The organism is Paeniglutamicibacter psychrophenolicus (assembly GCF_017876575.1).
GTDB lineage: Bacteria > Actinomycetota > Actinomycetes > Actinomycetales > Micrococcaceae > Paeniglutamicibacter > Paeniglutamicibacter psychrophenolicus.
The window spans coordinates 3,433,045-3,459,843 of the sequence record NZ_JAGIOE010000001.1 but is presented as its reverse complement, the minus strand read 5'-3'; the positions used below and the strand labels follow the sequence as shown (position 1 = coordinate 3,459,843).

20 protein-coding genes are annotated in these 26,799 nt (G+C 63.2%); 15 read left to right on the top strand and 5 right to left on the bottom strand.

The window, feature by feature from the left end; translation table 11 throughout:
• Window positions 1-35 precede the first annotated feature (35 nt).
• The 7 genes from JOF46_RS15665 (at window position 36) to JOF46_RS15635 (ending at window position 13,469) form a co-directional block, all read left to right on the top strand.
• Entirely contained in the window at window positions 36-2,039 is a 2,004-nt protein-coding gene (locus JOF46_RS15665; RefSeq protein ID WP_209908585.1) for an amidase, read from the top strand.
• A gap of 185 nt (window positions 2,040-2,224) precedes the next feature.
• A complete protein-coding gene (locus JOF46_RS15660) occupies window positions 2,225-3,745 on the top strand; it encodes a type I restriction-modification system subunit M (RefSeq protein ID WP_209908583.1) in 1,521 nt (506 codons plus the stop codon).
• A gap of 218 nt (window positions 3,746-3,963) precedes the next feature.
• Window positions 3,964-4,923 carry a restriction endonuclease subunit S gene (locus JOF46_RS15655; protein ID WP_209908581.1) on the top strand — a complete coding sequence of 320 codons (960 nt, stop codon included), beginning with the start codon at window positions 3,964-3,966 and terminating at the stop codon, window positions 4,921-4,923.
• Window positions 4,920-5,858, top strand: a complete 939-nt coding sequence (locus JOF46_RS15650; protein WP_342592473.1) for a restriction endonuclease — start codon at window positions 4,920-4,922, stop codon at window positions 5,856-5,858. The genes JOF46_RS15655 and JOF46_RS15650 overlap by 4 nt, the downstream gene beginning before the upstream one ends.
• A 328-nt stretch (window positions 5,859-6,186) precedes the next feature.
• Window positions 6,187-9,648 carry a DEAD/DEAH box helicase family protein gene (locus JOF46_RS15645; RefSeq protein WP_209908578.1) on the top strand — a complete coding sequence of 1,154 codons (3,462 nt, stop codon included), beginning with the start codon at window positions 6,187-6,189 and terminating at the stop codon, window positions 9,646-9,648.
• 367 nt (window positions 9,649-10,015) lie between these two features.
• Window positions 10,016-11,929 carry a hypothetical protein gene (locus JOF46_RS15640; protein WP_209908575.1) on the top strand — a complete coding sequence of 638 codons (1,914 nt, stop codon included), beginning with the start codon at window positions 10,016-10,018 and terminating at the stop codon, window positions 11,927-11,929.
• A gap of 103 nt (window positions 11,930-12,032) precedes the next feature.
• On the top strand, window positions 12,033-13,469 hold the full coding sequence (locus JOF46_RS15635; RefSeq protein WP_209908572.1) for an IS1380 family transposase: 1,437 nt from the start codon (window positions 12,033-12,035) through the stop codon (window positions 13,467-13,469).
• A 524-nt stretch (window positions 13,470-13,993) separates the two neighbouring features.
• Here the strand turns inward: JOF46_RS15635 and JOF46_RS15630 are convergent.
• Complete coding sequence (locus JOF46_RS15630) at window positions 13,994-14,626, bottom strand: TIGR03085 family metal-binding protein (RefSeq protein ID WP_209908568.1); 633 nt, start codon at window positions 14,624-14,626, stop codon at window positions 13,994-13,996.
• Window positions 14,627-14,769: 143 nt separating this feature from the next.
• Here JOF46_RS15630 and hisI point away from each other — a divergent pair, with 143 nt between their 5' ends.
• The 8 genes from hisI (at window position 14,770) to lgt (ending at window position 21,746) form a co-directional block, all read left to right on the top strand.
• Complete coding sequence (gene hisI, locus JOF46_RS15625; protein ID WP_209908565.1) at window positions 14,770-15,171, top strand: phosphoribosyl-AMP cyclohydrolase; 402 nt, start codon at window positions 14,770-14,772, stop codon at window positions 15,169-15,171.
• 47 nt (window positions 15,172-15,218) lie between these two features.
• Window positions 15,219-16,778 carry an anthranilate synthase component I gene (locus JOF46_RS15620; RefSeq protein ID WP_209908563.1) on the top strand — a complete coding sequence of 520 codons (1,560 nt, stop codon included), beginning with the start codon at window positions 15,219-15,221 and terminating at the stop codon, window positions 16,776-16,778.
• Entirely contained in the window at window positions 16,775-17,380 is a 606-nt protein-coding gene (locus JOF46_RS15615; RefSeq protein ID WP_209908560.1) for a Trp biosynthesis-associated membrane protein, read from the top strand. Before JOF46_RS15620 ends, JOF46_RS15615 begins: the two co-directional genes overlap by 4 nt.
• A 114-nt stretch (window positions 17,381-17,494) precedes the next feature.
• Window positions 17,495-17,746 carry an HGxxPAAW family protein gene (locus JOF46_RS15610; RefSeq protein WP_113761033.1) on the top strand — a complete coding sequence of 84 codons (252 nt, stop codon included), beginning with the start codon at window positions 17,495-17,497 and terminating at the stop codon, window positions 17,744-17,746.
• A 2-nt stretch (window positions 17,747-17,748) separates the two neighbouring features.
• Entirely contained in the window at window positions 17,749-18,579 is an 831-nt protein-coding gene (trpC, locus tag JOF46_RS15605) for an indole-3-glycerol phosphate synthase TrpC (RefSeq protein WP_209908557.1), read from the top strand.
• Between the two features lie 64 nt (window positions 18,580-18,643).
• Window positions 18,644-19,927 (top strand): tryptophan synthase subunit beta, encoded by a 1,284-nt coding sequence (trpB, locus tag JOF46_RS15600; RefSeq protein ID WP_245348603.1) that lies wholly within the window; start codon window positions 18,644-18,646, stop codon window positions 19,925-19,927.
• Window positions 19,924-20,718, top strand: coding sequence for a tryptophan synthase subunit alpha (gene trpA, locus JOF46_RS15595; RefSeq protein WP_425355064.1), 795 nt, complete (start codon window positions 19,924-19,926; stop codon window positions 20,716-20,718). Before trpB ends, trpA begins: the two co-directional genes overlap by 4 nt.
• Window positions 20,715-21,746, top strand: a complete 1,032-nt coding sequence (gene lgt / locus JOF46_RS15590; protein WP_209908548.1) for a prolipoprotein diacylglyceryl transferase — start codon at window positions 20,715-20,717, stop codon at window positions 21,744-21,746. The genes trpA and lgt overlap by 4 nt, the downstream gene beginning before the upstream one ends.
• Before the next feature lie 61 nt (window positions 21,747-21,807).
• Here the strand turns inward: lgt and JOF46_RS15585 are convergent, their stop codons facing one another.
• The 4 genes from JOF46_RS15585 to JOF46_RS15570 all read right to left on the bottom strand — a co-directional run bounded on the left by JOF46_RS15585 (window position 21,808) and on the right by JOF46_RS15570 (window position 26,267).
• Window positions 21,808-22,086: a hypothetical protein gene (locus tag JOF46_RS15585; RefSeq protein WP_209908546.1), complete on the bottom strand. Its 279-nt coding sequence runs from the start codon at window positions 22,084-22,086 to the stop codon at window positions 21,808-21,810.
• Window positions 22,083-22,760, bottom strand: a complete 678-nt coding sequence (locus JOF46_RS15580; RefSeq protein ID WP_209908543.1) for a DUF2306 domain-containing protein — start codon at window positions 22,758-22,760, stop codon at window positions 22,083-22,085. Before JOF46_RS15580 ends, JOF46_RS15585 begins: the two co-directional genes overlap by 4 nt.
• Window positions 22,757-23,446 (bottom strand): hypothetical protein, encoded by a 690-nt coding sequence (locus JOF46_RS15575; protein WP_209908540.1) that lies wholly within the window; start codon window positions 23,444-23,446, stop codon window positions 22,757-22,759. Before JOF46_RS15575 ends, JOF46_RS15580 begins: the two co-directional genes overlap by 4 nt.
• A 127-nt stretch (window positions 23,447-23,573) precedes the next feature.
• Complete coding sequence (locus tag JOF46_RS15570) at window positions 23,574-26,267, bottom strand: winged helix-turn-helix domain-containing protein (RefSeq protein ID WP_209908537.1); 2,694 nt, start codon at window positions 26,265-26,267, stop codon at window positions 23,574-23,576.
• Between the last annotated feature and the right edge of the window lie 532 nt (window positions 26,268-26,799).

The window sequence follows — 26,799 nt, the reverse complement described above, 5'->3', positions numbered from 1 at the left end:
GGTCCGGGAGCTATTCCAATGAGGGGAATCCACCCATGGCTTTGCCGTTCAGCATCCACGAAGCCTCGATCGACGACACGTTGCATGCGCTCGAGGCAGGCACCGTGACAGCTGTCGAGCTGGTTGCAGCCCACCTGGCCCGCATCGGGCGCTTCGACAGGTCCACGGTGCGGCTCAACGCCATGGCCGTGCTGAACCCCAACGTCTTCGCCGAGGCCGCCGCATCCGACCGCCGCCGCAGGTCGGGAGAAGCCGGAGCCCTGGAAGGTGTTCCCTTTACCGTCAAGGACAGCTACATGGTTGCCGGGCTCACCGTGGCCTCCGGTTCCCCGGCCTTCAAGGACCTCGTGGCCCAGCACGACGCGTTCACCGTGGCCCGCATCCGCGAGGCCGGGGGAGTGCTGCTGGGCAAGACCAACATGCCGCCCATGGCCGACGGCGGCATGCAGCGCGGTGTCTACGGACGTGCCGAAAGCCCCTACAACACCAACTACCTCGCCGCTGCCTACGCGTCGGGCTCGTCCAACGGCTCGGCGGTCGCCACCGCTGCCAGCATGGGGGTCTTTGGCATGGGGGAGGAAACGGTGTCCTCGGGCCGCAGCCCCGCCTCCAACAACGGGTTGTGCGCCTACACTCCCTCCCGCGGAATCATCTCGATCCGCGGCAACTGGCCGCTGTTCCCGACCCGCGATGTCGTGGTCCCGCACACCCGGTCCATGAACGACATGTTCAGGGTGCTCGATGTCATCGTGGCCGACGACCCCAAGACCACGGGGGACTTCTGGCGCGCCCAAAAGTCCGTCGAGCTCCCTGCCGCCTCGTCCGTGCGCCCCGAAAGCTACGCAACGCTGGCCGAAGCCGACGCCTTGAAAGGCAAGCGCTTCGGGGTGCCGCGGATGTACCTGGGCCAGGACCCGGAGTTCCCGATCCATGTGCGTCCCAGCGTGCTGGCGCTCTGGAAGGCTGCCCGCAAGCGGCTCGAGGACCTCGGGGCCAGCGTCGTCGAGGTCGGCTTCCCCGTCATCGAGAAATACGAGGGCGACACCCCGGGCGGCGAGCAGCTCGGCGCACTCGGCATGCTGCCCGAGGGATGGATGGATATCGAATTCAACGAGATCCTTTCCCACGGCTGGGACACGTTCCTGCGCGAAAACAACGACCCGGCACTGAACCGCCTGGCCGAGGTCGACCACTCCAAGATCTTCCCCGCACCTGCGGGGTCGTTGCCCGACCGCTACGACGAGGTCGAGGACTACGAGAACCGTTACCACGACGTGGTGCAGCTGGCGGCCGACGGCTTGCCCGAGCTGGCCGACCTGCCCGGATTCTCCCAGGGGCTCAACGCTCTTGAAGCCCTGCGCAAGGAACTGTTCGAGGACTGGCTGACCGAGCACAACCTCGACGGGGTGCTCTTCCCCGCCAACTCCGATGTCGGCGCCGCCACCGCAGACATCGACAAGGAAGCGGCCGACAAGGCGTGGGAAAACGGGATCTTCTTCTCCAACGGCAACTACGCGATGCGCCACTTCGGCATCCCGTCCATCACCGTGGCCATGGGAACGATGGACGACATCGGCATGCCGGTGGGGCTCACGTTCGCCGGTCCCGCCTATGCGGACAATGCGATCCTGTCCTGGGGGTATGCGTTCGAAGCTGCAGGCACGCTGCGCAGCGCGCCGGCGCTTGCCCCGGCGATACCGAGCGACAGCCAGTGGGCCGACTCTACTGTGGAGCATTCGCCAAGGGAGCTCGGTGTCTCGATCACGGGCTGGTTCGATCCCGAGAAATACAACGAGGGCGCCCGGCGCATCCTGCTGGAAGGTTCGGTCAACGCGCCGGAGGGAGCGGACATCCGCTTGACGGTGAACGGCGAACCGACGGCAGTCATGCGGAAGGGGACAACCTGGACGGCGGCCGCTGTCTTTCCTACCGCAGCTGTCCCGGCAGGGATCGGCTCGAACCCGGCGGGCAAGGTGCTTGCCGTCATCCACGTGGTGGTGAGAGGGAGTGCTGCCGTGGGTGCCTTTGTGGAAATTTAGGAAGCGATCACAGCAACGGAATGACCGGACCAGTCATCGGTAAAGCTTCGGATGTAGACGTCCGGAGGCCGACCCAGGAATCGATCGGAGTATCTCGGTGTTGGAAACGGGGGAGCCCCGAGGACAGGGGCCTTGGGTCGCTGAGTTGGAACTAACTGTCCCCGCCCAGCACTAAGATAGAGGCCATGATTACCGGGGAATTGAAGTCACAAGTAGACAGCGTCTGGAACGCCTTTTGGACAGGAGGCATCTCCAACCCGTTGGAGATCATCGAGCAGATTACCTACTTGTTGTTCCTCAAGAGGCTTGATGACAACCAGATTGCCGCCGAGCGCAAGGCATCAAGGACTGGCAAGTCGGTTGAGAACCCGGTGTTCCCCGAAGGCGCAGACAAGTTCGGGCGCGCCTACCAAGACATGCGGTGGTCAAAGTTCAAGAACTTCGACAAGACCGAAATGTTCACGGTCTTCAGCGAGAGCATTTTCCCCTTCCTGCGCGAGGAACTCACCCGCCAGTCCGACGGCAGCGACTCCACTTACACGCACCACATGAAGGATGCGCGCTTCACCATCACCAAGGACCACCTGCTGCAGAAGGCAGTGGACCTGATCGACGGCATTCCCATGGACGACCGTGACACCAAGGGCGACCTCTACGAGTACATGCTCTCCAAGATCGCCACGGCCGGTACCAACGGGCAGTTCCGCACACCACGCCACATCATTAAATTGCTGGTCGCCATGCGCGACCCGAAGCCTGGGGAAGCAATTTGCGACCCGGCCTCCGGCACCTGCGGATTCCTCATGGCCGCTGGCGAACACCTCCGCGAACACAACCCGGAGATGCTTCTCGACACGGCCCAGCGGGCATTCTTCAACAACGAGCAATTCCACGGGTTCGACTTCGACTCCACCATGCTGCGCATCGGCGCCATGAACCTGCTGCTGCACGGCATCGAGAACCCGGTCATCGAAAACCGCGACTCGCTCGCCGACCTGCACTCCACGGACGAGGAGAAATACGACGTCATCCTGGCCAACCCTCCTTTTGCCGGCAGCCTGGATTCGGAAAACGTTTCCAAGGAACTGCTCAAGACTGTCAAGACCAAGAAGACGGAGCTGCTGTTCTTGGCCCTGTTCCTGCGCCTGCTCAAGCCCGGTGGCCGAGCCGCGGTGATTGTGCCAGACGGCGTGCTCTTCGGATCTTCCAAGGCGCACATGGACCTGCGCCGCGAACTGGTCGAGGGCCAGCAGCTGGAGGCCGTCGTCAAGTTGCCCGCTGGAGTCTTTAAGCCATATGCGGGTGTGTCCACCGCTGTACTGTTCTTCACGCGTACCAACTCCGGCGGCACGGAGAACGTCTGGTTCTATGACGTCGCCTCCGACGGCTTCAGCTTGGACGACAAGCGCACCCCGCTTGAGTCCTCCGACCTGCCCGACGTGCTCGAGCGCTGGAAGGCCTTGCGTGGCGAGTTTGGCGAAGAGCGCACTGCGGCAGAGCTCTCTAGGCAACGCACCGAACGTTCTTTTGTGGTCCCGAAAGTGGAGATCGCCGAGAATGGGTATGACCTGTCAATTAACCGGTACAAGGAGCTACAGTACGAAAAGGTGGAGCACCGCGTACCCGAGGACATCATCGCCGACATCGAACATTTGGACGAGGAAATTGCCAAGGGCCTCGCGGAGCTAAAGGGGATTCTGGCATGAATCTGGTTCCACTGAGGGACGTACTGGAACAGCGGGATGTAACGGAAAAGATTGAGCACCCAGAGCATGAGAGGTTCCTGACAATCAGGATTCGAGGCGGAGGAGTGGTTCAGAGGCGCATTGCGGAGGGAAAAGTTCCCGTTAAGTTCACGGGATATCGCGTCAGAGCTGGGCAATTTATATACTCGAGGATTGATGCCCGAAACGGGGCCTTCGGCATGGTTCCTGATGAACTCGACGAAGCAGTGGTTTCCAAGGACTTTCCAGTATTCGATCTCGATGGATCTCGCGTTGATCGTGACTACTGGCGAGCTTTCATCCGGACGCCAGAACTTGCCGAGGTAGTTCAACGGAAGCTGAGCTTTGGGGCAACAAACCGCCAAAGAGTTTCCGAAGACGCTTTCTTGAGTCTGGCCATTCCTTTGCCTGAATTGAACGAGCAGCGACGAATCGCGGACATTCTCAACAAGGCCGATGCCCTCCGTGCCAAGCGCCGCGAAGCCATCGCCCGGCTGAACGCCCTCAGCCAGTCCATCTACCACGAGATGTTTGGCGACCCCGTTCAGAATGAGCGCGGTTGGCGTCAGGAGAAATTGTCGAACTTGCTGTCCGGTATCGATAGCGGCAAGAGTCCGGTCTGTTCCGACCGCCCGGCGAACGAGGACGAATGTGGGCTTCTGAAACTTAGTGCCGTCACGACGGGGCAATGGCTACCGGCGAAGAACAAAGCATTCACACATGCCTCACCTGACCCAAAGCATGAGATTGGAATCGGAGACGTTCTCTTCACGCGGAAGAACACACCTTCCTTGGTCGCGGCCGTCGCTCGTGTCGACGCACTACCTACACCCCTGTTTATTCCAGATCTGATTTTTCGGCTTCGAATACGGGACGAAGCGATGGTCGATTCGGGGTTCTTGGCGGCTGTACTGAAAAACGAAAGCCAGAGGCAGAGCATTCAGCGGCTAGCGACGGGCTCCGCGCAGTCGATGGTGAACATCTCGAAGGCCAAACTTCTGGGGGTTTCCATCCCAGTCCCACCGCTGGAACTGCAGCAGGAGTTGGCAAACCGCATAGCCGCTGGAGAGCGCCTGAATGCGATGCACCGCGCCCAGTTGGCCGAACTCGACAATCTTTTCCTGTCACTGCAGGACCGTGCGTTCAAGGGGGAGTTGTGAACACTGAACCGAACCTGGGGGATGGAATTCCTCCATGGCAGGCCTTCATGTTGCCCGTCATTCGGGTCTTGTCCGACGGTAAGCCGTGGGCGCGCCGAGTTCTCATTGATGCGGTGCTGGACAAGGCAGAGATCAGCAGCCAACAACGGCGGGTCCTCCTTGGTGCTGGAGACTCGAAGGCGGAAAACCGGATTGGCTGGGCGATTTCCGATCTCGTCGCGGCGGGTGCCGTCGTCAAGCCTATGCGGGCCGTTTATGAGATCGCGCAGACAGGGCACAAATTGCTGGAAAGCCATTCAGAGGGGCTGACCACGGCGATTCTGCGCACCGTTCCCGCATATGTCGCACACAAGGCACAAGTCCATGGGCGTTCGTCCTCAGTGGCGCCGACCTTGGCGGGCATCGCCAATGAGGACACAAGTAATCCGATCGAACAGATCGAGGCCGGTATCGACCACATCGCCGCCGACGTGGGCGACGCGCTACTGGCCCGGTTGCTCGAGAGCCATCCCGACTTCTTCGAGGAAGCCGTCGTCAAACTGCTGCTTGCCATGGGCTATGGTGGCGCCGAGCAGCGCGGCAGGAGGATCGGCGGCACCGGCGACGGTGGAGTGGACGGCGTCATCGACCAGGACGCGCTGGGACTTGAACGGATCTATGTGCAGGCCAAGCGCTACGCCGAAGGTAACAGCATCGGCCGCGAGACCATCCAGGCGTTCATTGGTGCGCTGCACGGATTTGGTGCCAGCCGGGGTGTGTTCATCACGACTAGTACCTTCACCCAGCACGCGCGCGACTATGCAGCCGGAATTCAGAGCCGAGTTGTACTGATCGACGGTAAGCGTCTGGTTTCACTGATGATTAAGTACCGGGTCGGTGTGCAGGTGAAACAGAGCTACGACGTGGTGGACATCGACGAGGACTTCTTCGAGTGAAACGTAGTCGTGCGTAGCTTCGTGATCCGAGGCGAGAAATTTCTATTGTCCCTCTTTGATTCGAATCCTGAGGAAGGATTCCCGAATCAATTTGAGCTGTGGAAACTAGGTTAGATTCGGAGGCGATTTTCTGTGGCCTTCGTTTACGATTTGAAGCCATGGAACCTTGCGGTGCCCGAACGGAAACACTTTTTGAGGTTTTGGCACTGGCTGATAAGTACTGGTGCGGGCACCATCGTGTGAGATTGCGATAAGGAATGCGCATACTGTCTTGGTGCTTACTAGGATGTAGGGAATAGGTTGGCGCTTCTCAGGGGGATAATCGCGCGTGGTGCAGAACGACAAGACGCCTCAACGGCCTTCGAACTTCAGCTTTCTGGCCGAGCAATGGCCTGGCGTGTTCACAGAAGCGCGAACGGGCGAAGGCTATGCGCTGAAGGACCCCAGAGGTTGCCTGCTGTATGTGCGACGAGCGCTGGAACAAACTGTTGACTGGTTGTACTCGGCAGACTCGAGCCTGCGGGTCCCATTGAAGGACGACCTTAACAACCGGCTGACCGAGCCCCATTTCCAGGATGTTGTCCCCGCGATTGTCAGGGACAAGATGCACGCCTTGCGCAAGCTCAGCAACAATGGCGTTCACGGCAATATCCCGGTGAGTACCCAAGTTTCCGTGCACGTGGTTGCCGAGCTCTTCCACATCACGATCTGGCTCGCTACCTTCTATTCCGCCCAAACCTCACAGCGCCCGGCGACCGGAACCAAGTTCGACCCCAAACTCCTAGCACCACGGCTACCCAGCGGGGTCGTGCAGCTGACAAAGACACAAGCCGAAAAGCTTTCTGCCTCCTTGAATGCCAAAGACACCGAACTGAAGGCTGCTGTCCAACGCGAGTTCGACTACGAGGCCAAGATCAAGGCCTTGCAGGATCAGATCGAGGAAGCACGCAAGGCCAACGAGAAGATCCCCGACGAACATGATTACACCGAGTCGGGAACTCGGATCTACATTGACTTGTACCTGACCGAGGCCGGGTGGGACCTCGATGCGCAAAATTTACGGGAATTCCCCGTACACACCATGCCCACCGAACTCGGAACGCTCGACGGCAAGGGATTCGTGGACTATGTGCTGTGGGGCAAGGACGGCAAGCCCCTGGCCGTCCTGGAAGCCAAACGCACGGCCCGGGACGCCCATGTGGGGAAGCAGCAAGCCAAGCTTTATGCGGATGCGCTGGAACGTGCCTATGGCCAGCGCCCCATTATCTACTATTCCAATGGGTACCGACACTGGCTCTGGGAAGACACGACCTATCCGGAACGGGAAGTTCTCGGATTCCACAGCCGTGACGACCTCCAGCTCATGGCGGACCGGCGAGTCCAGCGCAAGCCGTTGGCCAGGGCCGTCATCCCTGCCGACATCGCAGACCGCGCCTACCAGCACAAGGCCATCCGAGCCGTGGCCGAAACCTTCGACACCGAGCGCCGGCGTCGGGCACTGCTTGTCATGGCAACCGGTACCGGCAAGACACGAACCGTCGTTGCGCTCACCCAGCTGCTGAGCGAAAACCGCTGGGTCAAGAATGTGCTTTTCCTGGCAGACCGTACGGCCCTTGTCACCCAGGCGTCCCGCGCTTTCAAGAGCTTGATCCCCGGTTCTTCACCTGCGAGGCTCGGTACCGACGACGCCGCCGGCAGCCGCATCCATCTGGCAACCTACCCGACCATCATGAACCTCATCAACGCCTCGAGCGAGGGTGAACTGTCCGGACCCGAACGCCGGGGTATTGGGTATTACGACCTGATCATTGTGGACGAAGCCCACCGCTCCGTCTACCAAAAATACCGGCAGATCTTCGCCTACTTCGATGCGCTGGTCATCGGGCTGACGGCAACACCACACAGCGAGGTGGACCGCAATACCTACTCGCTCTTTGGCATCGAGAACAACAACCCCACCAGCGCCTACGAACTTTCTGAGGCAGTGGCCGAGGGTTTCCTGGTTCCGCCGCGGATCATTGATGTGCCGATTGGATTCATGCGTGCCGGGGTTCGCTACGACGACCTCAGTCCTGAAGAACAAGAAGAGTGGGATGAGAAGGAATGGGATGAAGACGGGCTTGTCCCGGAGGAGATTGCAGCACCTGAGCTGAACCTATTGCTCTTCAATGCCGACACGGTGGACAAGGTCCTCACTGTGCTCATGGAACGCGGACACAAGGTTGCCGGCGGCGACCGGCTGGGCAAGACGATCATTTTTGCACGGAACCAGGACCACGCTCAGTTCATTGCCGACCGCTTCGATGCCAACTACCCGGCCCACGCCGGAAGGTTTGCCCGCGTGATCACCCACAGCGTGAATTATGCCCAGCAGCTAATCGATGACTTCTCGGATTCTGCCAAGGAACCGTACATTGCCATCAGCGTGGACATGCTTGATACGGGTATCGACGTTCCAGACGTTGTGAACCTGGTGTTCTTCAAGCCCGTGCGCTCTAAGGCGAAGTTCTGGCAGATGGTCGGCCGCGGAACCCGGTTGCGACCGGACCTCTACGGACCGGAACAACCGAAGCAGGACTTCTTGATCTTTGACGTCTGCGCGAACGCCGAATACTTCAATGCGGGGTTAAGCGCGGACGAGACAAGGGTTCCCAAGTCCTTGGCATCCCGCACCTTCACTGCGCGTATCCGTTTGCTCCGCGCAGCCATCACAGCCGACTGTGACCAGGAGTTCCGCTCCGCACTGGTTTCCCATCTGGGTGGGGGAGTGCGTGAACTTCCCCGGGAGAACTTCTTGGTGCGTCCGCACCGGGAAGCGGTGGAACGGTTCGCCGAGGACAAGGCATGGGACAGCCTCAGCGAGGTCGACGCATCAGAGGCTGAACAGGAACTTGCCGATCTGGCCTCCGTTGTCCCGGGACAAGGCGAGGAGGAATCCCGATACTTCGACTTGTTGGTGCTGCAGGCTGAATTGGCGGCGCTGTCCGGGGAAGTTTCCTCCTTGTTGAAGCTCGGTGCTCAGCTGGTGAAGATCGCAAAATCCCTGCAAGACCAGGGAAACATCCCGCGCATTGCCGCACAGATGCCGTTGATTGTTTCCGTCGTGGAGATGGGCCATGAGGCCCTTGCGTGGGAATCGGTTGATGCGCGGTGGCTCGAGACCGTTCGCGTGAAACTACGGGACCTGGTTCCCTTGATAGAAAAGAAGAAGCGCAAGAGCGTTTATACCCACTTCGAAGACACCCTCGGGGAGGTACTCGAAGGGGAACTCGCGGGAGTCAACGAACCTGCGTTCGATGTTTCCTACTTCCGCGAACGCGTGAAGATCCACCTGCGTGGACACCTGGACCATATCTCCATCCAACGCCTGCGCCGCGGCCGTGCGCTCACACAGGATGATCTTGGGGCGATTGAAGAGATGCTGCTCGAATCGGGTGCCGGTTCCAAGGAAGACCTGGATCGGGCAACCGAGGGGGACCTAACGGGTTTCATTCGCTCGCTGGTGGGCCTGGACCCTGAAGCGGTGCAGGAGGCGTTCGCCGAGTTCATTGCCGAGACAACGCTCAACACGCGCCAGCTGCAGTTGATCAACATGATCGTGGTGCACCTGACCAGCGGTGGGCCCATGGATGCCGGTGCCTTGTACGAAGCACCCTACACAGACCTCGCACCGCATGGACCGGAGGACTTGTTCCCGGAAACCAGTGTTGAACGCATCGTTGCAATCGTGAATCGTTTCGGCGGGCGATCGAATGTACTTGGACTGGTGCTCGGCGAAGGGACGGCCTGACATCCTTGCAATAGTGATGGTTGACGTTGGCTTTAGGAAGGGCCGCGGCGTAGATCGACCGGTAGTCTGATCCTTCTATCAAATCCATGCTTTTAGGCTGTCATTCGAGACTCGAAAGGCGTTCAGCGCGAGAAGTCCAATTTTGTGATATGAATCATGCATGACATGCGCGCGTTTGGGCTGGGAGTATTGGCTGACTGAACTTAAGCAGGCGTTGGCATCCGGAGAGACTTTGACGCCGAAATGCGGGCGGATTACGGTCGAACCGTACGCGTCCCAGTGCGGGGAATGCCGGATCGTTCCTGCCGAAGTTCTCCGGCAGATAATTTTGCGGCGAGATCTTCCGCGTGACTCGCTTGGACTTCGAATGAATTCGGCAATTATTTCCGGTATTCTCGATTTGTCTTATACGACTATTGACTATCCTCTCTCGTTCCAAGATTGTATTTTTTTGGAAAAGCCTTTATTTGAATCAGCGGAAATGATTTTCGTAGATTTGACTGGATCTGAGTTGCCTGGGTTGGAGCTGGATGGAATAAAAATAAAAACTGACTTGATCCTGAAGAATGTACTATGTCGAGGTGAATTGAGTTGTGTAAACGCTGATATAGCCGGTCAGTTTGTAGCCTCTGGAGCAATGCTAATTAATCCCGGTGGAACGTCTCTTTCATTAGACGCAACCGTAATACATGAGGGAATGTACCTGAGGGGGATTGTTAGCCATGGAGGTATCGTCGCTCGTGGCCTGAATGTGACGGGTCAGCTAATTCTGGGCGGTTCACTGCTTCACGCTGGGCCCGGCCCGGACCAAAAGGCAATTACATGCGATCGGGCGGTGGTCGGAGGAGGGTTCTTCCTTGTGCAGCTGACTGTGTTCGGTTCGATTTCCGCTCCACGAATAGACGTCCAGGGTCAATTGAACATGACAGATCTGCAGCTAATTGGACTTGAGCAAGATTCTCCGATCCTTAATTTGCAGGGCGCATCCATAGCTACTGACTGGATAATGACGAACTGTGTTGTCGGGGGCTCAGTTAGGGCCATGGGCCTTTCCTCAGGATCTATCGTTTTTGATAACGGAACTTTAAGAGATTTTCTTAATTTGACAGAAACCGATGACAAATATTATTATAATGTTTTGAATGGAATGATAGCTGAACAAGTTTATGGTTCTGTTTCAGAAAGTTCAAAGAAGCGTCGTCTTGATAGAATTAGATCCATCGGATGGCTCTTGCTTAGGCGGTGCTCCAGGCGGTCGTCACGCGAATTGCTCGATTTGTCCCAAAGTGAAGTGAAGAGGGATGTTAGTTTTCGGAGCCTTTCGACTATGGGCGGAATTAACTTGCGCAGATCTTCGGTCGGAGGGAAGGCGGACCTGAGTATATCTTGTGCTGCAGTCATGCGGAGGCACTTTCGGGATCTCCCAGTAGGGGTGAAATGTACCGCGGCGAAGCTTGATGTGCTCCAACTCTCCCGAGATAGCTGTCCGAGTCTCTTGCTCTCGTTGGACAGGGCGCAGATACGACTGCTTTCGATTGCCGCTTCGTCTCGAGTAGGTTCTGACAAAGAATTGAGGCGGAGTGTGGTCCGTTGCGATGGGAAAATGACTGAAAACAACGGCCCTGGCCGACAGGAAGGTGGGGGGTCGTGGATTCGTCGCGCAACTGGGCTGAAGGGTGCGGGCTTCCGAGGGCAGGTCGAAGATCTTTCTGAGTTTAGATTGCCAAAATTGGAAACAGCAATTGGGTGGAAAATTGAGTCCATGGATCCTACGTTTTTTGATAATCCTAAAATAATCCATGATTGGTTGGGCGGGGTAGATTCGCATCCCCTGTCTTCGAAAAAGAGGAAGAAGTTTTCTCCTCAACCATGGCGGGAAATAGCGGACCTGTTCGAATCGCACGGGTACCGGTCAGAAGCGAAAAAATTCCGAATAGAGGCGGAGCATGGGATAACCCGAAGCTCAAGCGGCAGGGACAGGTGGCAGAGAAAAGTCTTCGGTATGACTGTGCGCTATGGATACACGCCATCGCTGATTCTAGTATCGTTCGGAGTTTTACTGTTTTTGTGTATCGGCGTTTCATATATGGCTGAAGGAATGTTTGTTCCAGCCACGTTTGTAGCCGATGGAAGTTCGAGTGATCTGCTAGCTGCTTGTAGATCAGTGAAATTTGGCAGTGACTTCAATCCACTCCTGTTTGCCCTAGACACCTCTATTCCTGCTGCTGCTTCAGGTGAATCCCAGCGCTGGATCCTTAACCCTAGCCCGGCCTTTTCATGAGGCGGGGCGTCATTAAGTGTCTTTAAAGACGAAAAGGTGACCTGATCTGGGAAAATAGAGGTACCACACCTTTTTATCCACCAGAACAGGACTCACCTTTTCGATGCTTAACCATACCCAAGTTTTCCCCTCGGTTCCCGCAGCCCTGACCGGCCAGTCGATCATCTCCCACGCCGGCCTGAACGTACTCACCTCCTTCCTGGACGCAACCGGCTTCGGGGCCATGTGCGAAGACCAGCTCTCCGGGTTCGTTCCCGAGACGGCAACGCACCGCCCGGGACGAATCATCGGCTCCCTTGCGGTGATGCTCGCCGACGGCGGCGAACACGTCTCGGACCTCGACACCCTGCGCGACAGCCCGGCACTGTTCGGCCCCGCTCCCTCGAACGCGACCGTGTCCCGGTTCGTGGCCCGAGCCGCCGAGGAACCCGAGGCCTTCACCCTGGGCTTCGCCACCCTCACCAAGGCCCTGCGCACCAAGATCTGGGAAGCCGCCGGCCCACGAAACCCCGCCATCCTGGCCACCGAACTGGACCCGCTGATCATCGACCTCGATGCGACGTTGGTAAATTCTCACACCGAGAAGGAATGGGCCGCCGGCGACTACAAGGGTGGATTCGGGCATGCCCCGTTCGTCGCAAGCTGCGACTACGGCAGGAACAACGGCACCGGCGAGGTCCTGGTCGCGGAACTGCGGGCGGGAAACAAGGGCGCCAACAGCGCCAAGGACCATATCCGGGTGCTGGACAAGGCCCTGGCCCAGCTGCCAGATTCGATGCGCGACGAGCACGGAGAACTGCGCACCGACAGGATCTTGATCCGCACCGACAGTGCCGGGGCCAGCCGTGAATTCCTGAACCACCTGGAGGAGTTGGGACTGCAGTTCTCCACCTCCTACACCCTGCCGGTTCCCAACGAACGCTTCATTCACTGGATCAACAACAAGGATCTCTGGGAACGGGTCGTGGAGCAGGATGGGTATGAACGCCACAACGCCTGGGTCATCGACGCGACGAAGGTTATCCGCCTGAAGGATTATCCGACAGGAATGCGCCTTTACCTCCGTGCGGAACCCTTGCATCCCGGGGCCCAGGGCTCCATCTTCGACGTCGACGGACACCGGGTCACCGCGTTCCTCACCAACGCCCCGCGCTACAACGTAGCGTTCCTCGATGCCCGGCACCGTGCCCGGGGTAGGTGCGAAAACCGCATCAAGACGCTGAAGAACAGCGGGATGGGTAAGCTGCCCTTCTTCGGGATTTCATCGAATCAGCTGTGGACGGACCTTGCGGTGCTCGCCATGAACCTGGTGGCATGGATGTCACTGGCCGTTCTTCCTGCGGGTCACGAGGCCGGGGCCTGGGACATGAAACGCTGGCGTTTCCGGTTGTTTTCGATCGCAGGGAAAGTCATTAGCAGTGGCCGGCAGAAGAGACTGCTGATCCCGGAAGCCGCTCCCGAATCACCACTTTTGGTCACGCTTCTGGAAGGGACCGTCCGGCTGCGTGAGCGCTGGCGGCAAGGGCACCTCGCGGCATAACCAACGATGCCGTGAAAAGCCCCTTCGAGACGAACGCACAACACCTTTTCGGTGAGATGGAACCCGACGCCCCCGGCCAGCGACGTGGCCGTTCTTGGCGTGCCCGAAACGCGGTGGGCCACCGATTCCGGAAAAATCACGGGTTCAGCAGCCCGCCGGCATTCCATGAAAAATCCGGGCTAGTTGTACTGCTACGCCCCCGTTGAGCCTGTTGTTTGCAGGTTTTAGGATGGTGTCTTGGATGCTATTAGGTCTTTTTGCAGTGACCTTGACGCGAATTCCTTGGCAAAAATGATGGTTGGAAATGACGTCGTCCCGAAGCAAAATCAGCCATACTAAGCGCCTAGTGACTCCACACAGCTTGACAATTTTCGCGTGTGCCAATTCCACGCTCACAAATTTGAGAATGTTGGATGTAGCGATGATTGATTGCAAAACCCACATTTGCGATTCGCGGAGCTGATAGAGACTAGTTGTGACTGGGTTAAGCTATCGGGATCTAGGTACCGCAGCCCAGGGCCCTGCTAGAGCGAGACCGACAGAAGGGCGATGGCTTCCTGGGCGCCCTCGAACGTCACCAGGGCCTCTTCACGGCGTCCGGAGGCATGCAGCAACAGCTCGCCCGCGCGCCCGGTGATGGCCACCGAGGTGCTGGACTTGCGTGCCACGTGGCGCCGGCCATCGGGCAGCACCAGGATGATCCCGACATCGACACCGCGGTAGTAGTGCGCGGCCCGGCGCACCAGGTCGTGCCACAAAAGGTCCTCGTACTTCGCATCGAGCGCACGCGGAACCCAGCGGTCGCCCGCACGGCGGACGTCCTCGGTGTGGATGAAGAACTCGGAGAGGTTCGCGGCATGGTCCATGCGGGGCACCGACAGCGGGGAGATCCTCGGGGCGCCGGCCTTGAATTCGTTCACGATCGTGGCATAGGCGTTGCGGTCCAGGGCGCGGTCGGCGCGGCGGGAAAGTTCGGCCTCCATGCGGTGCGCCAGGGGCTTCAGGACCAGGCCCGCGGCCAGCAGCGACTGCTCCCGCAGCACCAGGTGCGCGGCCAGGTGCCGGGTCTCCCATCCTGCGCACAGGGTGGGGGCCGTTGGCCCTGCCGCCAGCAGGACTTCGGCCAATACTTCACGCGAGGCTGGTACGAAATGCATCACTTCGAAACTAACACGTTCGGGGGCACTTGGAGCCCCTGTGTCGCGCCCGGGTCGCGGCTTCTGTGGCCAAATCGTCACCGGGGGTCGCGCCCACGTGGGTTGGCCCATGTTTTGGTGCACGTGGCACTAGACTGGTGTGGATGTCGCAGAACCCAGCCTTCGCCGCTCCCGCCTCCGTTGACGGGAAATTGTCCGCCCAGATTTCCGCCGCCCTGAAGAAGGACGACGCCGGATTGGTGGCCGCCATCATCCAGCAGCATGGCACCGGGGAGGTGCTGATGCTCGGTTGGATGGACGATGAGGCACTGCGCCGCACCCTGACCACCGGTCGGGTGACCTTCTGGTCCCGCTCGCGCAAGGAATACTGGCGCAAGGGCGACACCTCCGGAAACTCCCAGCTGGTCCGCTCCGTGGCCCTTGACTGCGACGGCGACGCCCTGCTGGTGGTCGTCGATCAGATCGGCGCCGCCTGCCACACCGGGACGCACACCTGCTTCGACGGGCGCAACCTGCCCGCCGTCGTGGGCCGCCGCGTTTCCTGACCCACCCCCGCTCCATTTTCCGTACACGCAAGGACCATTCTTCGCTCATGCAAGCTCTCGGCGCCCTGACCCCCACCCGCGAGCAATTCCGCGCGCTCGCCGCGGAACGCCGCGTCATCCCCGTAAGCATGAGGGTGCTGGCCGACGCGCTGACACCCATCTCCATCTACCGCCGGCTGGCGGACGGCCGCCCCGGAACCTTCCTGATGGAATCCGCCGCCGCCGGGGGAGTGTGGTCCCGCTACTCCTTCATCGGCGTGAACTCGCCGGCCACCCTGACCACCCTGGACGGCAAGGCGCATTGGCAGGGCACCCCGCCGGCGGGCATGCCCACCGAGGGCAACCCGGTCGAGGTCCTGCGCGACACCGTCCGCGCACTGCGCACCGAACCGCTTGACGGGCTGCCGCCGCTGACCAGCGGCATGGTCGGCTTCATCGGCTGGGAAGCCGTGCGGCACTGGGAGAAGTTGCCCAACCCGCCGGCCGACGACCTGCACCTGCCCGAGCTGGCCATGAACCTGGTCGGCGACATGGCCGTGCACGACAACACCGACGGCACCCTGACGCTGATCGCCAACGCCATCAACTTCAACGGCACCACCGAGGGCGTCGACGGGGCCTACGACCATGCCGTGGCCCGCCTGAGGGGCATGCTGGACGCGCTGGGCGAGGCCGCCGAGAACCCGGTCTCGGTGCTCTCGGGCACCGACGTCCCGGCCGACGAGCTGATGAATGCCGTCACCCACTCCTGGGACGAGGATTCCTACCGCCGGGCGGTGCTGCGCGGCAAGGAAGCCATCGTGGACGGCGAGGTCTTCCAGGTGGTCGTCTCCCGCCGCTTTGAGCTGGAAACGCACGCGGACCCGCTGGATGTGTACCGGATTCTGCGGGCCACCAACCCCAGCCCGTACATGTACCTCTTCTCCCTGCAGGACGCCCACGGCAAGGGGTACTCGATCGTGGGCTCGTCCCCGGAGGCGCTGGTCACGGTCAACGACGACCACGTGGTCACCCACCCGATCGCCGGCTCGCGCCCGCGCGGGGCCAACTACGAGGACGACCAGCTGCACGAGAAGAACCTGCTGGCCGACGAGAAGGAACGCGCCGAGCACCTGATGCTGGTGGACCTCTCGCGCAACGACCTGTCCAAGGTCTGCGTTCCGGGCTCGGTGGAGGTCACCCAGTTCATGGAGGTCGAACGCTTCAGCCACATCATGCACCTGGTCTCCAACGTGGTCGGCAGGCTCACTCCCGGCACCGACGGCTACGACGTGCTCGCCGCGACCTTCCCCGCAGGAACACTGTCCGGGGCCCCGAAGCCCCGCGCCCTCTCGCTGCTCGACGAGCTCGAGCCATACCGCCGCGGCATCTACGGCGGGGTGGTCGGCTACCTGGACTTCACCGGGGACATGGACATGGCCATCGCCATCCGTTCCGCGCTGATCAAGGGCAACCGCGCCTACGTGCAGGCCGGCGGCGGCATCGTCGCAGACTCCGACCTGGACGCCGAGGCACTGGAAACCATCAACAAGTCGGCCGCACCCCTGCGCGCCGTCTGGGCCGCCGGGACCATGGCGCCGGCACAAGTGGACGGCACCGATTCATGAGCACCACCACGAAACCCCGCCGCAGCTCCAAGCGATCCGTGATGCTGCTGGGGCTGCTCGGCGCGGTGCTGGCGCTGGCCACCAGCACCCGTACCTGGATCAACGTCCAGCCCGAGGTCGGCACCGTGAAGATCCCGCTGATCGAGGTCGCGGGCTCCGATGCCGCCACCGCGGTGGCCGCGCTGGCCGTGGTCGCCCTGGCCGGCTCGCTGGCCGCGATGATCGCCGGGAAGGTCGCCCGCTACATCATCGCCGCGATCCTGCTGCTGGCCGGAGGCGGCATCTCCGGCGCCGGCATCTCGGTGCTCTCCGATCCCGTGTTCGCCGCCGCCACCAAGGTCGGTGAAGCCACCGGGCTGAACACCTCCGGCGGCGACTACGACCTGACCCCCTGGCCCTGGCTTGCGGTGCTGGCCGGTGCCGTCCTCGTGGCCAGCGCGTTGCTGCTGGGCATCACCGGCCGGAACTGGGCCGGGTCGCGCAAGTACGCCCGCGACGCCGCGACAACCGCGCCCGGGACCACGCCGGCCGGGCAGACCGGGCAGATCGATGAGATCTCCGGCTGGGACTCGCTCTCCCGGGGGGATGATCCCACCGGCTGACGCGCACACGCTGCGCAACATGGCATGCCATCGCCTTAAAGAATGGCAGAATGGAAACAAGAAATTTATCGGGGTCAATCCCGATTGGCACGAGGTGAGAAGGAGTCTCCCACCATGGCTAACGCCAACACCCAGATCGATCCAATGCACGCAGATGAAATCGGCCACGGCAACTCGAAGGCCGCCTGGGCCGCCGTCGGCATCATGATGGTCGGCTTCGTCGCCGGCGGCATCGCCTTCGCAGCGCACAACCACCTCGTGGTGTACATCTGCTCCGGCGTCGTCCTGCTCGGCCTGGTCGTCGGCTGGATCATGAAGAAGGCCGGCTACGGCGTCAACGGTTCCAAATCGGGTGACTCGCACTAGCCGTGAGCGTACTAACTGAAATCATCGCGGGCGTCCGGATCGATCTGGACGCCCGTCGGTCCATCCGGAGCCAGTCGCAAATCGAGACCGACGCCACGTTGGCGGCCCCGGCACTCGACGCCTACGCCGCCCTGGGCGGGAACACCGACCCCGGGGCACGCGACGCCGCGATGCGGGTGATCTCCGAGGTCAAGCGCAAGTCCCCCTCCAAGGGGGAACTGGCCGAAATCGGCAGCCCCGCGGACCTCGCCCGGGCCTACGCCGCCGGCGGCGCCTCGGTGATCTCGGTGCTGACCGAGGAACGCCGCTTCGGCGGCTCGCTGGCCGACTTCGACGCGGTGCGCGCCGCGGTGGACATCCCGCTGCTGCGCAAGGACTTCACCGTCGACGCCTACCAGATCCATGAGGCCCGCGCCCACGGTGCGGACCTCATCCTCCTGATCGTCGCGGCCCTGGACGACGCGCAGCTGCGCGAATTCCTGGACCTGACCCACGCCCTGGGCATGAACGCCCTGGTCGAAACGCACACCGAGGAAGAAATTGCCCGCGCCGTGAAGCTCGGGTCCAAGATCATCGGCGTGAACGTGCGCAACCTCAAGACCCTTGAGGTGGACCGCGGCAACTTCGCCCGCCTGGCCGAAAACATCCCCTCGGATGTCGTCATCGTGGCCGAATCCGGGGTCCGCGACGTCGCCGATGTCGAGCACTACGCAACCCACGGTGCCGATGCGATCCTCGTGGGCGAGGCCCTGGTCAAGGACAACGACCCGCGTGCAGCCATCGAGCGTTTCATCGACGCCGGAACCGCCGCCAAGCCGGCCCGCGCCCGCTAAGCAACACCCCCCAAACCCCCTCGAAGAATTCCTGAGCAAGAAAAGGATGCGCCAGATGAACCCGATGAACGGTGACCCGGACCAGGGCGAAAGCAAGCCCGCCTCCGCGCCTTCCCATTCCCTGCGCCACGCCGCGGGCCCGTACTTCGGCGACTACGGCGGACGCTGGATGCCCGAATCCCTGATCGCCGCCATGGACGAGCTCAACGAGACCTTCGAGGCGGCCAAGGCCGATCCGGAGTTCATCGCGCAGGTCAAGGACCTGAACAAGAACTACTCGGGCCGTCCCTCGCTGCTCACCGAGGCCAAGCGCTTCTCCGAGGCCGCCGGCGGGGTGCGCGTCTTCCTCAAGCGCGAGGATTTGAACCACACCGGCAGCCACAAGATCAACAACGTCCTGGGCCAGGCGCTGCTGGCCAAGCGCATGGGCAAGACCCGCATCATCGCCGAGACCGGTGCGGGCCAGCACGGCGTCGCCTCGGCCACCGCCGCGGCCCTCATGGGCCTGGAATGCGTGGTCTACATGGGTGCGGAGGACACGCGCCGGCAGTCGCTGAACGTCGCCCGCATGCAGCTGCTCGGCGCCACCGTCATCCCGGTGACCGCCGGCTCCCAGACGCTCAAGGACGCCATCAACGAGGCGCTGCGCGACTGGGTCGCCAACGTGGGAACCACCCACTACCTGCTGGGCACCGCCGCCGGCGGACACCCGTTCCCGGCCATGGTGCGCTACTTCCACGAGGTCATCGGCGAGGAGGCCCGCGAGCAGATCATCGCCCAGGCCGGCCGGCTGCCCGACGCCGTTGCGGCGTGCATCGGCGGCGGCTCCAACGCCATCGGCATCTTCCACGGTTTCCTGGACGACGCCGAGGTCGAGCTCTACGGCTTCGAGGCCGGGGGCGACGGCATCGACACCCCGCGCCATGCCGCCACCATCACCCTGGGCAAGCCCGGGGTGCTGCACGGGGCCAAGAGCTACCTGATGCAGGACGACGACGGCCAGACCATCGAGTCCCACTCGATCTCCGCCGGCCTTGACTACCCGGGAGTCGGCCCGGAGCACGCCTACCTTGCCGACATCGGACGCGTGCACTACGAGCCGATCACCGACACCGAGGCCATGGACGCCTTCTCGCTGCTGTGCCGCACCGAGGGCATCATCCCGGCCATCGAGTCCTCGCACGCCCTGGCCGGCGTGCTGAAGATCGCCGCACGGAAGATCGCCGCCGGCGCGTTGCCGGAAGAGACCATCATCATTGCCAACCTTTCGGGGCGCGGCGACAAGGACGTCGGAACCGCCGCCGAATGGTTCAACCTCATCGACAGCAACGCGAAGGACGCCAAGTGAGCCCCGTATCAAAGAGCGGTGCAGCCATCGCGGCCGCCCGCGCCGAAGGCCGTCCGGCACTGATCTGCTACCTGCCCGCCGGCTACCCCGACGTGCAGGGCACCATCGACGCCGCCGTGGCCATGGCCGAAAACGGCGCCGACATCATCGAGGTCGGCATCCCGTACTCGGACCCCGTGATGGACGGCTCGGTCATCCAGGCCGCCACGGTCCAGTCGCTGGCCCAGGGCTTCAGGGTCGCCCAGGTGTTCGACATCATCAAGGGCATCACCGCCCGCTGCTCGGCAACGGTCATGGTCATGACCTACTGGAACCCGGTGCTGCGCATGGGCGTGGACGAGTTCTCCCGCCGCCTGGCCGAGGCCGGCGGCGCCGGACTGATCACCCCGGACCTGGTCCCGGACGAGGCCGCCGAATGGATGGAAGCCTCCGACAAGTACGGCCTTGACCGCGTCTTCCTGGTCGCACCGTCCTCCACCGAGGCCCGCATGAAGGCCACCGTGGCCGCCAGCCGCGGCTTCGTCTACTGCGTCTCGGTCATGGGCGTCACCGGCGCCCGCGCCGAGGTCTCCGACGCCGCGGCCGCCGTGGTCGCCGCGGCCCACGCCGCCGGCGCCGAAAACGCCTGCGTGGGCCTGGGCGTCTCGCAGCGCAAGCACGTGGAAGAAATCGGCGCCTACTCCGACGGCGTCATCGTGGGCACCGCATTGGTCGCGGCCCTCGGCGACGGGGGAGTGGACGCGGTTGCCAAGCTGACCGCGGAACTCAGCGGGCGGGCAGTGAACGCATGATGCCCCTGGCCGCGGTCGGAACCAACATCCTGGCCTCGATCCCGAGCCCGCCGTCCGAGTTCTCGAAGTTCTCCATCGGCCCGCTGACCATCCACGCCTACGCGATCTGCATCATGATCGGCATCGTTGCCGCCATGTGGATCGCGTCGCGGCGCTGGCGGGCCAAGGGCGGGCCGGAGGACGTGGTCTGGGACATCTGCATCTGGGCGATCCCGTTCGGCATCGTCGGCGGACGCCTGTACCACGTGCTGGTCACGGACCCGGAGTACTACTTCGGCCTCCAGGGGCAGTCGGCGCACCTTTCGGAGATCCCGCAGATCTGGGCAGGCGGGCTGGGCATCATGGGTGCCATCTCGCTGGGCTCCCTGGGTGCCTGGATCGCCTGCCGCCGTGCCGGGGTGCGCCTCTCGGCGTTCCTGGACGCCGCGGTCCCGGGCGTGCTGCTGGCCCAGGCCTTCGGCCGCTGGGGCAACTGGTTCAACCAGGAACTCTTCGGGAAGCCCACCACGCTGCCGTGGGGCCTGGAAATCGACCCGAACAGCTACAACTTCCCCCCGGGGCTGCCGGCCGGAACCCTGTTCCAGCCGACCTTCCTCTACGAATCCCTGTGGAACGTGGCCGGGGTCTTCCTGCTGCTGGCCCTCGACCGGAAGTTCAAGCTGCGCCGGGCGTCCCTGTTCTGGACCTACATCCTGTGGTACGGCATCGGCCGGACCATCATGGAAACCATGCGCATCGACGCCGCGGACACCATCACCATCGTGGGCATCGGGCTGCGCGTGCACATGTGGCTGGCCATCGTCATGATCATCATGGGCATCATCGGGCTGGTCTTCGTGCTCACCCGCCTGCGCCCGCTGCCGGATCCCGGGGTCTACCTCAAGGGCCGCGAGCCCAAGGCCGAAGTCGCCGCAGCAACCACGGAGACGGACGAGCCCACCAAGGACGATTCGAAGCCCGGGAACAGCAAGCCCGCGGACGGCAAGCCGGATACCGGCGAGACCGGGCCTGCAACCCAGGACAAGTAGCACCGAAGCACCGTCCGGAAACGGATCCACGGTGCCGCGCGACGGCCGGTCCTCCCCTTCTTCACGGAAGGGGAGGACCGGCCGTTGTCGTTTGTTCCGGCGGTTCCCCGCGGGGTTTGGGACCGATGGCCTCCACGGATATCAGGACGGGACCCAGGTCCCGCACCTTGGCGAGCAGCCCGTGCAGCGCCGCCTGGTCCGGGACCACGATGTTGGTGGTGCCGTCGGCCTCCGGTGACAGTGCCAGGCCGTCGAACCAGGCCGACCACCCGGGATCCAGCCGACCTTCGACGTGAACCCGGTAGCCGGCCGGCGCCCGCGGCGCCGGAAGCCGGCTCATTGGAATGCCTCCTTCGCAAGGGCACCGCCAAAGCGTTTGCCGCGGCGGGAGCGGATGAGGACCTCCGCGGCCAGGAGATTGATCGCCCATCCGGCACCCATCATCAGCGCGGTGGCCAGTTCGCTTCTTCCGAAGAGGGAATAGCCGATGCCCTGGGTGAATACCTGGGTGCCGGCACCCAGGGCCAGCGCATAGGCCCGCATCATCCACGCCCGGTGGGACGGTACGTCGCCGCGTCGGATCGCCGCGAAACCCAGGACGAGGGCCATGGCCATGCCCGCGCCGAACAGCAGCCGCAGCCCGAAGAGCAACTGGCCGGAGCCGGGGGTCCGGGCATGGAACAGCGTCATCCACAACGCCGAGAACGCCACCGCCAGGCCCAGCGGCACCAGGGCCCTGCCCACCCGGCGGTGCCGGCGCGGGCGGCGGCGCCTGAGGCTCGGGGAAAACTGGAACGCCCCAACGACCGCGTAGGCGATCGCGGCAACGATGTGCACCGACACGGGCCACGGCGAGGCTGCCATGCGGGGATCGGCGGGCATGGCAACCGTCCCGCCGGAGAGCTGTGCCAGCCGCAACGCCCCCGCCACCGCTGGGACCAGCACCAGGGCGATGAGCGCGAACGGCACCCACCGTCCCGGTGCGCCGCTTCGTGAAGCGGATGGGGAACTCATTTTGCACCACGCTTCGCCGGTGCCGAGGCGGTGGAAAGCCCAAGGTCCCCGTCGCCCGCGGTGCGCTGCACGCGCCACAAAGAGAATCCGAGGCCGAGCAGGGCCACCCCGGTGGGAACCGCGAACAACCTTTCGTTGACCATGGGCAGCAGGGGGATGGCGATGGTCGCGGCGGTGCCCGCGGCCAGCAGCGCGGCAGCCCATCGGGCAAGGAGCCCGGCCCGGAACAAGGCGATGCCGAAAATGGTCCCGCCGGCGATGTAGGTGCCTGCGGAGGCCAGGGTGAGGGCCATCATCAGTCCGATGCCACCGGTTGCGCTGCCGCCCGTGGCGGCCGCGAACACGTCATTGACGTACCCCGGCGCGTCGTGGGCCAGGACCGGCAGGACGACCGCGCCGATGGCCTCCACGCTCATCATGATGAGGTAGCAGGCACCGAAGAGGAGGTAGCCGAGCAGACCAAGCACTCCCATTTTCCGGGTCTGCACCAGGTACATGCCGGTGATGCCAATGAGCGCGAGGACCGACATCGCAAGCTTTGCACCCTGGCGCAGCAGGTATTCGGGCGTGGTGGCAAAGACGGCGTCCAGATGCGGGTGGTTGACCTGGACGGCGAGGAACAGCAGGCCCGCTGCAGCTGCGCACAATCCGGCGGCGCGGGCGATCTTGGTGGTGGTGATGGACATGTCGGGCTCCCTGGTTGCGGGTTTCCGCGACGGGTGCCGCGTGATGCCTCCAGACTAGGAATCCACCCTCCGAGGGGCATCACCCAATGATGTGATCCTCGGGGTGGGAACCGGATGTTCCGGCCGGTTACAGCAAGCCGAGTTCGCGCGCCCGGATCACCGCTGCCCGGCGGTCGGTGACATCGAGCTTGGTGAAGATGTGCTTGGTGTGGGTGCGCAGCGTGTTGTAGGAGATGAACAATTCCGCCGCGATCTGCGGCCCGTTCAGTGCACTGCCCAAAAGTCCCAGCACCTGCAGCTCCCGTTCGCTGAGGGAGTCCGGCGGGGTCGGTCCAGCCGCCGCGCGGGGAATCATGCCGAGGCGCAGCAACCGCGTGATCACCGCACCGGCGCCCGGCTGGCGGGAAGCCTCGCGCAGCAGACCGAGCAGGGGTTCTCCCTCGTCCAGGAAAAGCCGGAGGTATGCCTCCGGCTCGGAAACAGCGGACATCGCCAGGCCCAGCGCGGCCCGGGCCCGTGCCCGATGCCCGAGGGCATCGTATGCAAGGGCCTGCAGCAGCCGGATCTCCATGACGCTCGCGCCCCGCCCGGATGCCTCGGCACCCGGCAGCAACCGATCCAGCAGTGCGGCCGCGTGCCGGGCCGCATCTGTCCCCGGGTCCGCCCGGTGCCGTGCGATCAACAGGCGCACCAGCGTGAGCTGGTTGAACTCGGCCAGATATCCGACCTCGTCGGTGGTGCCAACCCCGCATTCCTGCGCCCAGTCGGCGGCCTGTTGCAGCTTGCCTTCGGCGATCCACACCCGTGCCTTCAGCGCCGGGATGGGGCGGACCTCGGGGAAGAACCCCCGACGGTAGAGCCTTGCGCCCTGGTCCAGAAGGGCGATTGCCTCCTCCGGTTCGCCCTGCGCACGGGCGAGCAGGGCCTTGGCCACGAACCAGCGGTACCTGCTCTCGGTCATCGGCGCGTGTTCCAGCAACGCCGCGGCGGAAACCAGGTGTCCCTCGGCGGCCTCGAGGTCTCCCGCCTGGCTGTCGATCTCACCCAGCCCCACATGCAATTCGGCGACCGCCCGCGACAAGTGGGTGCCTTGCGCCTCGGCCCGGGCCAGGGCATCCGCGCAGAGCCGGCGCGCCGTGTCGGGTCGGCCCGCGGCGAGCCACATGTCGGCGAGGAGCACCGTGCTGCCGAGTTCATCGACCAGGTTTCCGGCCAGGTGCAGGTGTTCCACCGCCCGTCCGAACAACGCCAGCGCGTCGGCCACCGTGCCTTGCGCCCAGGCCGCGAGCCCCAGGTAGCCGGACGCCGCGCCAAGGGACAGGTGGTCTTCCGGGTCGGCCGCTTCGAGAGCGGTCCGGGCATGATTGGAGGTGCCCGCCACATCCCCGCGTGCCTGTGCCAGAGCGGCGCGGTAGACGGCGATTGTCGCAGGCAGCGCGCGCAGTTCTTCGGTTTCGGGCTCGGGCCGAACAGGACCGCGGGACAACCTCCCCAGCGCTCGTTCAGCATCGAGAAGCCGGGGCTCAACCCCGTCGAGGTCACCTCCTGCCAGAAGCCGGAACCCATGGAACACGCTGAGCACCGGGCTGCGCCGAACCACGGAATCGGGAAGCCGGTCCAGCCAGCCGAGCAGCAGCGCATCCTGCCGGTTGCGGCGGATCCCGGGCAAGGCCAGCTCCATGAGGTGCGCCGCATCCTCGAAGTCCTCGGCAGCCAGGGCGTACCCGACGGCATCCGGCCACAGGTCACGGGCCCCGTACCACTGGCTGGCACGCCGGTGCAGCAAGACAACCTTTCCGGGCCGCTCACCTGAAAGTCGTGCCCGCAGCACGTCGGCGAATAGCTGGTGGTAGCGGTACCACTGCCTCTTCTCATCCAGCGGGACAAGGAAGAGGTTGGCTCGCTCCAGCTCCCTGAGCATGCGGTCCCCGTCGCCGCGCCCGCCCAAGGCATCGCACAGCGGACCCGTCAGTCGATCAAGGACGCAGGTGTCCAGCAGGAAGTCGCGAACCGGTGCCGGCTGGTGCGCCAGCACCTCCTCGACAAGGTAGTCGACGACATACCTGTCATTCCCGGCAAAGCGGTCAATGAATCCCGCTGCGTCCCCGTGTCCGACCAAGGAGATCGAGGCGAGTTGGAGCGCCGCGATCCACCCCTCCGTGCGTTGCCCCAACACCGCCACCTGCTCCGGGGCCAGCTCCAGCCCCGACACCGCATTGAGGTATTCGGCCGTCTCCGGCGCGGTAAACCGCAAGTGCTCGGCACGGATCTCCACCAGCTCGCCTCGTCCCCGCCAACGAGCCAGCGGCAGATCCGGATCGGAACGGGTGCTGATGACCAGGTGCACCCGCGGCGGGAGGTGGTCAAGGAAGAATGCCATGGCCTCACCAACATCGCGGTTGGAGATGAAGTGGTAGTCGTCAAGGACCAGCCAGAGGTTCGAGGGGTCCGCGGCGAGCTCGTTCAGCAGGATGGCGAGCTCGGGTCCGGTTGGCGTGGGGGAGACCGCAACAGGTTCCATTGCCGATGGGCCGACGCCGGGAACCGCCGCTTGCAGGGTTGCCACCACTCCGGTCCAGAACGACGCGGGATCGTTGTCCGCCGCGTCCAGGGAAAGCCACGCAACGCGGCGATCCCCTGCGTGGTCCTGCCCCCACCACTGGGACAGGAGCGTTGTCTTGCCGAACCCGGCAGGGGCCGAGACGAGCGTGAGCCTTGCCTCGGCCCCGCGGGCCAGCAGCCAGTCCAGCCGCGGACGTGCCACCAGGCCGCGTCGTTGCCTGGGCGCATTCAACTTGGTGGCAATCAGGGGGCGTGCCATGGGCCGGCAATCTCTCGGGGCGTGCCGCGGTGGGGGTGTGCGGCAGCTCACGCCAGTCTACCCGCGGGCGCGCTGCTCATTCAGGGGGGATCCGCCCGCCGCCACGGCCCAGTGGCCCCGGTGCCGTTGGAAGAAGAATGACGAAGCCTTTATGTCTCACGACGAAACTTTCAGGAAACTCAAAAGTGCCACGTCAGCAACGGGTTCGTAGTGACTGCGAAAACTGTTGGAAACAAAAGCACGTATAAATCCGAAACATGCCGGTGCTACTCTTTTTTCACTGTGGCAGCACGACCGGGCTCGGAACACCCACCCCCATCCGCACCCGATGCTGCCGGCAACCACAATGACGTGGAAGCGCACGACCCGCGGCCCGCCCACCGGCTGGAACACACGGTTGCCGCGCCCGCATCACCGGTGCCACACCCACACCCCACACCAAGCCCCCAGCGGGGCACCGATTCGCGAACCCAAAAACCCACTCGGCCACCGTTGTCCGAAGAAACCAGACCCGCCGCCCACACACCGAGAA

Excerpts from the sequence above, each read along its gene's own strand:
- JOF46_RS15610 (WP_113761033.1), top strand. The coding sequence starts at position 17,495 with ATGGCTAACGCCAACACCCAGATCGATCCAATGCACGCAGATGAAATC.
- JOF46_RS15580 (WP_209908543.1), bottom strand. The coding sequence starts at position 22,760 with ATGAGTTCCCCATCCGCTTCACGAAGCGGCGCACCGGGACGGTGGGTG.
- JOF46_RS15640 (WP_209908575.1), top strand. The coding sequence starts at position 10,016 with ATGAATTCGGCAATTATTTCCGGTATTCTCGATTTGTCTTATACGACT.
- trpB (WP_245348603.1), top strand. The coding sequence starts at position 18,644 with ATGAACGGTGACCCGGACCAGGGCGAAAGCAAGCCCGCCTCCGCGCCT.
- JOF46_RS15630 (WP_209908568.1), bottom strand. The coding sequence starts at position 14,626 with ATGCATTTCGTACCAGCCTCGCGTGAAGTATTGGCCGAAGTCCTGCTG.
- JOF46_RS15575 (WP_209908540.1), bottom strand. The coding sequence starts at position 23,446 with ATGTCCATCACCACCACCAAGATCGCCCGCGCCGCCGGATTGTGCGCA.
- hisI (WP_209908565.1), top strand. The coding sequence starts at position 14,770 with ATGTCGCAGAACCCAGCCTTCGCCGCTCCCGCCTCCGTTGACGGGAAA.
- JOF46_RS15635 (WP_209908572.1), top strand. The coding sequence starts at position 12,033 with ATGCTTAACCATACCCAAGTTTTCCCCTCGGTTCCCGCAGCCCTGACC.
- JOF46_RS15660 (WP_209908583.1), top strand. The coding sequence starts at position 2,225 with ATGATTACCGGGGAATTGAAGTCACAAGTAGACAGCGTCTGGAACGCC.
- JOF46_RS15620 (WP_209908563.1), top strand. The coding sequence starts at position 15,219 with ATGCAAGCTCTCGGCGCCCTGACCCCCACCCGCGAGCAATTCCGCGCG.
- lgt (WP_209908548.1), top strand. The coding sequence starts at position 20,715 with ATGATGCCCCTGGCCGCGGTCGGAACCAACATCCTGGCCTCGATCCCG.
- JOF46_RS15665 (WP_209908585.1), top strand. The coding sequence starts at position 36 with ATGGCTTTGCCGTTCAGCATCCACGAAGCCTCGATCGACGACACGTTG.
- JOF46_RS15655 (WP_209908581.1), top strand. The coding sequence starts at position 3,964 with ATGGTTCCTGATGAACTCGACGAAGCAGTGGTTTCCAAGGACTTTCCA.
- JOF46_RS15615 (WP_209908560.1), top strand. The coding sequence starts at position 16,775 with ATGAGCACCACCACGAAACCCCGCCGCAGCTCCAAGCGATCCGTGATG.
- JOF46_RS15570 (WP_209908537.1), bottom strand. The coding sequence starts at position 26,267 with ATGGCACGCCCCCTGATTGCCACCAAGTTGAATGCGCCCAGGCAACGA.
- JOF46_RS15585 (WP_209908546.1), bottom strand. The coding sequence starts at position 22,086 with ATGAGCCGGCTTCCGGCGCCGCGGGCGCCGGCCGGCTACCGGGTTCAC.